Below are 8,925 nucleotides of genomic sequence, written 5' to 3'. Positions count from 1 at the left end.
CCGGCCTAATTGGCCCGAAACAACCGTCGGCGCGCGCGCCGCGCGCGATGCGCCGCGCGGGCGGCGCTCGATCTCCCAGGCGCAGCCCCTCTCAAGGCAAACACCCCCCGCCCCCACAGCCAACCTTATTTATTGCCCACCAAACTGTCCACCGCCGGCACCCGCGTATCGCTCTCCATCTGCGCATCATGCTCCAGCTGGTGGCTGAACCGCTCCAGTGAAGCATTGGCCGGCTGGGAATCACTGGCAAACACGGGCGGGCTCAGCAAGTAGGCCGACAGCAACTGGCTCAACGCCGCCAGGCTATCAATATGGGTACGCTCATAGCCATGTGTTGCATCACAGCCAAAAGCCACCAGCGCCGTACGAATGTCGTGCCCCGCCGTCACCGCCGAATGAGCATCGCTGAAGTAATAGCGGAACAGGTCGCGGCGCACCGGCAGCTCGTGATCACCGGCCAGTTTCAGCAGGTGGCGGGACAAATGGTAATCGTAGGGCCCCGACGAATCCTGCATCGCCACACTCACCGCATGCTCACTGGAGGCTTGCCCCGGGGCCACAGGTGCGATATCGATACCCACGAACTCGCTGACGTCCCAGGGCAGGGCGCCAGCAGCACCGGAGCCGGTTTCCTCGGTAATGGTGAACAGCGGGTGGCAGTCGATCAGCGGCTGGCGGCCACTTTCCACCACGGCCTTGAGTGCAGCCAACAATGCCGCCACACCAGCCTTGTCGTCCAGGTGGCGGGCACTGATGTGGCCACTTTCGGTGAATTCGGGCAACGGGTCGAAGGCCACGAAGTCGCCAATGTTCACGCCCAGGGCCTCGCAATCTGCCCGTGTGGTGCAATAGGCATCCAGCCGTACTTCCACGTGCTCCCAGCTCACCGGCATCTGGTCGATGGCGGTGTTGAACGCATGCCCGCTGGCCATCAGCGGCAGTACGCTGCCACGGAATACACCGGTATCGGTGAACACACTCACCCGGCTGCCCTCGGCAAAACGGCTGGACCAGCAGCCCACCGGTGCCAGCGCCAGCCGGCCGTTGTCCTGCAGTTGGCGCACGCTGGCGCCGATGGTGTCCAGGTGCGCGGATACCGCACGGTCTGGCGAACTCTGGCGGCCCTTGAGGGTGGCGCGGATGGTACCGCGCCGGGTCAGCTCGAAGGGGATGCCCAGCTCGTCAAGGCGTTCGGCCACGTAACGCACGATGGTGTCGGTAAAGCCGGTAGGGCTGGGGATGGCGAGCATCTCCAGCAGTACGCGCTTAAGGTATTCGAGATCGGGTTCGGGATGTCGCTCAGACATGTCCTGGCCTCCAGTCGTGGTCTTGAGAAGTGTTCAGCGTTCGTGCAGCGGCGGCCGGTTTCGGGCCGCCACTCACGGCGCTGGGTATCGTGTGTCAGCCCAAAGGCCGGCTGTGGGGGAACAGCAGATCGATGAAACGCTCCGCGGTGGGCTGTGGCTCATGGTTGGCCAGCCCGGCCCGTTCGTTGGCCTCGATGATCACGTAGTCCGGCTGGGCGGCATCGCGCACCATGAAATCCAGGCCGACCACGGGAATCTCCAACGCCCGGGCAGCCTTGACGGCCGCCTCTGCAAGCACGGGGTGCAGCGTTGCCGTCACATCCTCAAGGGTGCCGCCCGTGTGCAGGTTGGCAGTGCGACGCACCGCCAGCTGCTGGCCGGCGGGCAGAATGTGGTCATAGCCATAGCCTGCCGCTACCAGCGTGCGTTCGGTTTCATCGTCCAGCGGAATGCGGCTTTCACCACCGGTCGCGGCCTGGCGTCGGCGGCTCTGGGCTTCGATCAACGCGCGGATGCTGTGCGTGCCATCGCCGGTTACCTGCGCCGGGTGGCGAATAGCGGCTGCAACCACCTCGTAACCGATCACCAGAATGCGCAGGTCGTGGCCAGCGTGGAAGCTTTCCAGCAGCACACGGCTATCGAACTGGCGCGCCTGCTCGACGGCGTGGGCGATGTCCTCGAAGGTGGTGAGGTTGACCGCTACCCCCTGGCCTTGCTCGCCATCCACCGGCTTTACCACCACCGCGCCATGCTCTTCGAGAAACGCGAGGTTTTCATCGGCGTTACCGGCCAACTGCTGCGCCGGCACTTGCAAGCCTGCATTACCCAATGCCCGCTGAGTCAGGCGCTTGTCCTGGCACAAGGTCATGGTCACGGCGCTGGTCAGGTCGCTGAGCGATTCACGGCAGCGGATGCGGCGGCCACCCAGGCTTAAGGTGAACAGGCCAGATGCTGCATCGTCGACCTGCACTTCCACGCCCCGACGCAGCGCCTCGTCGACGATGATACGTGCATAGGGGTTGAGGTCGGCTTGCGGGCCAGGCCCCAGAAACAGTCGCTCGTTGATGCCATTCTTGCGCTTGACGGCGAAGGTGGGCAGGTTGCGAAACCCCAGCTTTTCGTACAGGCGCTTGGCCTGGCGATTGTCGTGCAGCACCGACAGGTCCAGGTAGGCCAGGCCCCGGCTCATGAAGTGTTCGATCAGGTGACGCACCAGCACTTCGCCCACCCCGGGGCGGGTGCAGTGGGGGTCTACGGCCAGGCACCACAAGCTGCTGCCGTTTTCCGGGTCGTCGAAGGCCTTGGCGTGGTTCAGGCCCATCACGCTGCCGATGATCGCGCCGCTGTCTTCGTCTTCCGCCAGCCAGTACACCGGGCCGCCCAGGTGGCGGGGGGTGAGCAGTTCAGGGTCGACGGGCAGCATGCCGCGGGCCTGGTACAGGGTATTGATGGCCTGCCAGTCGCCGTCATTCTGCGCCCGGCGCACGCGAAAGCCGCGGAACACCCGTTGCGCCGGGCGGTAGTCGGTAAACCACAGGCGCAGGGTGTCGGATGGGTCAAGAAACAGCTGCTGCGGGGCATGGGCCAGCACCTGCTGGGGGGCCGCCACGTACAGCGCAATATCACGCTCGCCACGGCATTCACCCAGCAAATCTTCTGCGAGCTTGGCCGGGTCGGCGTAGGTGTGGCCGATCAGTAGCCGGCCCCAGCCGCAGTGCAGGGCACGGGGCTGGTGTTGAGGCTCGCTGCCATCGCCCGCCAGGCGTGCCTGCAGGCGCTCGTACGAGGGCGCCTGGCCGCGCAGCAGGCGCTGGCCATAGGCAGTTTCGTGGGCTTTCATGGGTCAGAGTCCTTGTTCGGTCAGCCACAGGTTCAGCGCGGCCAGCTGCCAGAGCTTGGAGCCGCGTAGCGGGGTCAGCTGGCCGTGGGGGTTGCTCAGCAAACGGTCGATCATGGCCGGGTTGAACAACCCCCGGTCCTGGCTGGGGTCGGTGAGCAATTCACGTACCCAACCCAGCGTGGCGCCTTCCAGGTGCTTCAGGCCAGGCACGGGGAAATAGCCTTTTTTTCGGTCGATCACCTCGTGAGGGATCACACGGCGAGCCGCCTGCTTGAGCACATGCTTGCCGCCATCGGGCAGCTTGAAACGCCCGGGAATGCGGGCCGACAGCTCTGCCAGGCGGTAGTCCAGGAACGGGGTGCGCGCCTCCAGCCCCCAGGCCATGGTCATGTTGTCCACCCGTTTGACCGGGTCGTCCACCAGCATCACGGTGCTGTCCAGGCGCAGGGCCTTGTCCACGGCAGCGCTGGCACCGGGGCGGGCGAAATGCTCACGCACGAAGTCACCGGCCGCGTCGTTGTCCAACTGCCAGGGCCCCTGCACCGTGTCACGGTACTCGGCATGGCTGCGGTCGAAGAACGCCTCGCGGTAAGCCGTGAAAGCGTCATCAGCGCCATCCACCTTGGGGTACCAATGGTAGCCGGCGAACAGCTCATCGGCGCCCTGGCCGCTTTGCACGCCCTTGCAGTGCTTGGCCACTTCCCGGGACAACAGGTAGAACGCGATGCAGTCATGGCTGACCATCGGCTCGCTCATGGCGCGGAAGGCCGCTGGCAGCTGGTCGATGATTTCGTGCTCGGCAATGCGCAGCTGGTGGTGGCGGGTGCCATAGTGCTTGGCGATCAGGTCGGAATACTGGAACTCGTCACCGCGCTCGCCACCGGCATCTTCGAAGCCGATAGAGAAGGTGGACAAATCCTCCACGCCCACTTCACGCAGCAGGCCCACCAGCAGGCTGGAGTCGACGCCGCCAGACAGCAGCACCCCGACGTCCACCGCAGCGCGCTGGCGGATGGCCACGGCATCGCGGGTCGCGTCCAGCACGCGGGTGGTCCAGCCTTCCAGGTCCAAGTCACGCTCGTCGGGGTTGGGGCCGTACTGCAACTGCCACCAGGTTTGGCGTTCTACCTCACCGTGGCGGTCGACGCGCATCCAGGTCCCTGGCTCCAGCTTCTGTACGTTGGCCAGCAACGTGCGCGGTGCCGGTACTACAGCATGGAAGTTCAGGTAGTGGTTGAGGGCGACCGGGTCGAGCATCGGGTCGATATCGCCACCTTTGAGCAGCGCAGGCAGGGTAGAGGCAAAACGCAGGCGCTCGCCGTTACGCGACAGGTATAGGGGTTTCACACCCAGGCGGTCACGGGCCAGGAACAGGCGCTGGTTGTCGCGCTCCCAGATGGCCAGGGCGAACATGCCGTTGAGTTTTGGCAGCAGGGCCGCGCCCCAGGCGTGGTAGCCCTTGAGCAACACCTCGGTGTCACCGTCGGACCAGAAGCTGTAGCCCAGGTCCAGCAGCTCCTGGCGCAGCTCCGGGAAGTTGTAGATGGCGCCGTTGAAAGCCAAGGACAGGCCCAGGGTGTTGTCTACCATCGGCTGGGCAGAGCCGTCGGACAAGTCCATGATTTTCAGGCGACGGTGGCCAAGGGCAATCGGCCCCTGGCTATGAAAGCCCCACGCATCCGGGCCGCGTGGCGCCAGGTGATGGGTGATGCGCTCTACAGCAGCCAGGTCGGCTGGGCGAGGGGCTTGGCCGAGGGGGGTGAAACGCAATTCTCCAGCTAATCCGCACATAAGTCCTTACCGGTTTTTCCGTTGGGGAGGGGGTGCCCCGGATTAGGGCACCTTCTGGAACTGACCCATGTGCTTTGTGAGAGTTTTAGAACGATCGGTTATAAGGGTTGGTGGGTAGGTAGGCGTATAACCCCCAGTTTGGTCATTTACCGCGGATCAATTTGCGCAGCGCAAAGCGGTTTGGGTGGCAGGCTTCGGCCACTGTTCGCGGTAATGGCAATGGCTCCCCGCACACCCAGGCTGCCACCAGTTCGCCGCTCAAGGGTGCGGTTATCAGCCCGCGAGATCCGTGGCCGCTATTCACGTACAGGCCGTTTAGCCAGGGGCAGGGCACTTGGGGCTGCTGCCGGGCATCGCGCGCCAGCACCGCATAGGCGTCGGCGAAAGCCTCGGGGTCGGCCAGGGGGCCGACGATCGGCAGGTAATCGGCGCTGGTGCAGCGGAAGGCCGCGCGCCCCTGTAATTGCGCTGCATCCAGGGTGTGGGCGCCCAGCCGCTCGGCCAGGTCGGTGGAGATCTCGTCCAGCAGCTTCAGGTTACCCTGGTGTTCTTTCAGGGTAGGTGCCACGTCCTGGCTGTGGAAATCGAAACTGGCGCCCAAGGTGTGTTCATCACCGCGTGGCGGCGCCACATAGCCTTCTGCACACAGCACCGTGCCCAGTGCACGGCTGGTTGGCGTGGCCGGCAGCCGGGTAACCTGGCCGCGAATGCGCTTGAGCGGCAGGCCTGCACAGGGCGCGAAGTGGCGTACGTCCGCGGCACCTGCCAGTACCACCACCGGGGCGCTTGCCAGCAACCCCTCACCGCCCCAGGCCTGCCACAGCCCATCGACCTTGCGCAGTTCGGCCACCTCCTGGTGGGTGACGGTGCGGATGCGCGGGTGCTGCAGCTGCTGCCTGCATAACGCCGGCGGGTGCACCCAGCCGCCTTCAGGGTAGAACAACCCGCCTGCCGGCAGCGTTACCCCGGCGATGGCCTGTGCCTGGTCTTGCGACAGTGGTTGCAGCAGGCCCGTGTCGAAGGCGGCCGCCAGTTTGCGCTGGCGCTCGGCTTCCTGGGGGTCGAATGCCAGTTGCAGCACCCCGCAGGCGTCCCAATCCTGGCCGCGCTGCAGGTGCTCCAGTTGGCGACGGGTGTAGCCGAAACCGGCCACGATCATCTGTGAAAGCGCGGTGCCGTGGGCCGAAAGCTTGAGGTACAACACCCCTTGCGGGTTGCCCGAAGCTTCCTGCGCAGGTGCGGCATGACGCTCCAGCACCGTGACGTGCCAGCCGCGCCGGGCCAGGCTGGCCGCCGTGCTGCTGCCCGCCAGCCCGGCGCCAATCACCAGCGCCTGCCTGGGGCCTGGCGCAGAGGCTGGGCGGCGGTACCAAGGTGCCGTGCTGTCAGCCACCGGCCCCACATAAGCGCCACTCATCACCTCCCACTTCTTGCCAATGCCGGGCACTTTCTTCATGGCAAAACCGGCCTCCACCAGGCTGCGCCGAACCCATCCGGTGGTGGTGAAGGTGCCCAGCACCGTGCCTGGGTGTGAAAGCCGGGCCAGCTGGGCGAACAGCTCAGGCGTCCACATGTCGGGGTTCTTGGCCGGGGCGAAGCCGTCGAGGAACCACACATCGACCTGGGCATCGAGCTGGGGCAGTTGTTCGAGTACATCCCCCACCAGCAAGGTGAGGGTCACCCGGCCTTCGGCGAAGGTGAACTGCTGGTAACCCGGGTGTACGGCCACGTACTGCGCCAGCAGCGGTTCGCCAAAGGCTGCCAGTTCTGGCCACAGCCTGACCGCGCGGGCCATGTCGTGGTGGCTGAGCGGGTACTTCTCGACACTGACGAAGTGCAGGCGGGCGCCTACCGTGGCGTGCTGCTCGAACAACTGCCAGGCGCAATAGAAGTTCATGCCGGTGCCAAAGCCGGTTTCGCCGATTACCAGGCACTCATGGGCGGCCAAGGCAGTGAAACGTTCAGCCAGGCGCGTTTGTCCGAGAAACACGTGTCGCGTTTCATCAATGCCTTCGTTAACGGCGAAGTACACATCGTCGTACTGCCGCGAATGCGGGCGGCCCTGGTCATCCCAGTCAATCTGGGCGTGCTGAAGGAGGGTAGTTCCGGTCATGTCTGGTTGAGCGGCAAGCTGCAAGAGAAGCGCAGATGTTCGCATGACCAAGCTTTTCTTGCAGCTAACCCCCGCAGCTTGCAGCTCACAACTTGCAGCTTGCCACTGACCTTCTGCCGCTTGATTTCCGCTAATCTTGGTTATCCATCAAAGGAGCCCATGCATGTTCGAATCCGCCGAAATCGGCCACAGTATCGACAAGGAAACGTACGACGCCGAGGTGCCCGCCCTGCGTGAGGCCCTGCTCGAAGCCCAGTACGAACTCAAGCAGCAGGCGCGCTTCCCGGTCATCGTGCTGATCAATGGCGTGGAGGGTGCCGGCAAGGGCGAGACGGTCAAGCTGCTGAACGAGTGGATGGACCCGCGCATGATCGATGTGCTCACCTTCGACCAGCAAACCGACGAAGAGCTGGCGCGGCCACCGGCCTGGCGCTACTGGCGGGCCTTGCCACCCAAGGGGCGCATGGGGGTGTTTTTCGGCAACTGGTACAGCCAGATGCTGCAGGGCCGGGTGCATGGGGTGTTCAAGGACGCCGTGCTGGACCAGGCCATCACGGGCGCCGAGCACCTGGAGCAGATGCTGTGCGATGAAGGCGCGCTGATCATCAAGTTCTGGTTCCACCTGTCCAAGAAGCAGATGAAGGCGCGGTTGAAATCCCTGAAGGACGACCCGTTGCACAGCTGGAAGATCAGCCCGCTGGACTGGCAGCAGTCGCACACCTATGACCGCTTCGTGCGTTTTGGCGAGCGTGTGCTGCGCCGCACCAGCCGCGACTACGCGCCATGGCACATCGTCGAGGGCGTAGACCCCCACTACCGCAGCCTGGCGGTGGGGCGCATTCTGCTCGAAAGCCTGCAGGCCGCCCTGGCCAACAACCCCAAGGGCAAGCACCAGGGCAACGTTGCGCCCTTGGGCCGCAGCATCGATGAGCGCAGCTTGCTGGGCGCCCTGGACCTGACCCTGCGGCTGGACAAAGCGGACTACCAGGAGCAACTGGTGACCGAGCAGGCGCGCTTGGCCGGCCTGCTGCGCGACAAGCGCATGCGCCGGCACGCGCTGGTAGCCGCCTTCGAGGGTAACGATGCCGCCGGCAAAGGCGGGGCCATCCGCCGCCTGGCCGCAGCGCTGGACCCGCGCCAATACCGCATCGTACCCATCGCCGCCCCCACTGAAGAAGAGCGCGCCCAGCCTTACCTGTGGCGCTTCTGGCGGCACATCCCGGCCCGGGGCAAGTTCACCATCTTCGACCGCTCCTGGTACGGCCGGGTACTGGTCGAGCGGGTGGAAGGCTTCTGCAGCCCGGCCGACTGGATGCGTGCCTACAGCGAGATCAACGACTTCGAAGAGCAGTTGGTGAATGCCGGCGTGGTGGTGGTGAAGTTCTGGCTGGCAATCGACCCCCAGACGCAGCTGGAGCGCTTCGAGGAACGTGAACAGACCCCGTTCAAGCGCTACAAGATCACCGAGGACGACTGGCGCAACCGTGACAAGTGGGACGATTACAGCCAGGCCGTGGGCGACATGGTAGACCGCACCAGCAGCGAGATCGCGCCCTGGACGCTGATCGAGGCCAACGACAAGCGCTGGGCAAGGGTGAAGGTGCTGCGCACCGTCAATGAAGCGCTCGAAGCCGCGTTCGCCAAGCACAAGAAATAGCTAGCTGCTCGCTTTCGCAGGGGGTTGGTCCAGCCCACACCCCCTGTAGATACTCTGTTGCCGGTCAATCTTTTTGAGGTGCGTAGCGCTAAACAGCTTGGCCGTATCAAAGGGCTCATCGCCACGCATGCATGCCCAGGCACCTGTCAGGTGTTCGCCGTAACAGGATCTGCGCCTATGAGACCGAGCGCCGCCCGCGCGGCGCATCGCGAGCTTT

The 8,925-nt window shown here is 64.8% G+C and carries 5 protein-coding genes; 1 reads left to right on the top strand and 4 read right to left on the bottom strand.

Annotation, left to right across the window (positions count from 1 at the left end; all coding sequences use genetic code 11):
- Positions 1–125: 125 nt before the first annotated feature.
- From IAE33_RS24070 to mnmC, 4 genes are all read right to left on the bottom strand, one after another.
- Positions 126–1,307, bottom strand: a complete 1,182-nt coding sequence (locus tag IAE33_RS24070) for an osmoprotectant NAGGN system M42 family peptidase (protein WP_028634681.1) — start codon at positions 1,305–1,307, stop codon at positions 126–128.
- A gap of 94 nt (positions 1,308–1,401) precedes the next feature.
- The gene (gene ngg / locus IAE33_RS24065; protein ID WP_201165682.1) at positions 1,402–3,147 is read right to left on the bottom strand and encodes an N-acetylglutaminylglutamine synthetase; all 1,746 of its coding nucleotides are present in this window, start codon (positions 3,145–3,147) and stop codon (positions 1,402–1,404) included.
- Between the two features lie 3 nt (positions 3,148–3,150).
- Positions 3,151–4,938 (bottom strand): N-acetylglutaminylglutamine amidotransferase, encoded by a 1,788-nt coding sequence (locus IAE33_RS24060; RefSeq protein WP_201165681.1) that lies wholly within the window; start codon positions 4,936–4,938, stop codon positions 3,151–3,153.
- Positions 4,939–5,080: 142 nt separating this feature from the next.
- Positions 5,081–7,051 carry a bifunctional tRNA (5-methylaminomethyl-2-thiouridine)(34)-methyltransferase MnmD/FAD-dependent 5-carboxymethylaminomethyl-2-thiouridine(34) oxidoreductase MnmC gene (gene mnmC, locus IAE33_RS24055; protein ID WP_201165680.1) on the bottom strand — a complete coding sequence of 657 codons (1,971 nt, stop codon included), beginning with the start codon at positions 7,049–7,051 and terminating at the stop codon, positions 5,081–5,083.
- A gap of 163 nt (positions 7,052–7,214) precedes the next feature.
- Here mnmC and pap point away from each other — a divergent pair, with 163 nt between their 5' ends.
- The gene (gene pap, locus IAE33_RS24050) at positions 7,215–8,708 is read left to right on the top strand and encodes a polyphosphate:AMP phosphotransferase (RefSeq protein ID WP_028634685.1); all 1,494 of its coding nucleotides are present in this window, start codon (positions 7,215–7,217) and stop codon (positions 8,706–8,708) included.
- The last annotated feature ends 217 nt before the right edge of the window (positions 8,709–8,925 follow it).

This window comes from Pseudomonas sp. S60 (assembly GCF_016647865.1).
GTDB classification, from domain to species: domain Bacteria; phylum Pseudomonadota; class Gammaproteobacteria; order Pseudomonadales; family Pseudomonadaceae; genus Aquipseudomonas; species Aquipseudomonas parafulva.
The sequence above is the reverse complement of the archived record's forward strand: the minus strand, read 5'-3'. Positions and strand labels throughout refer to the sequence as shown.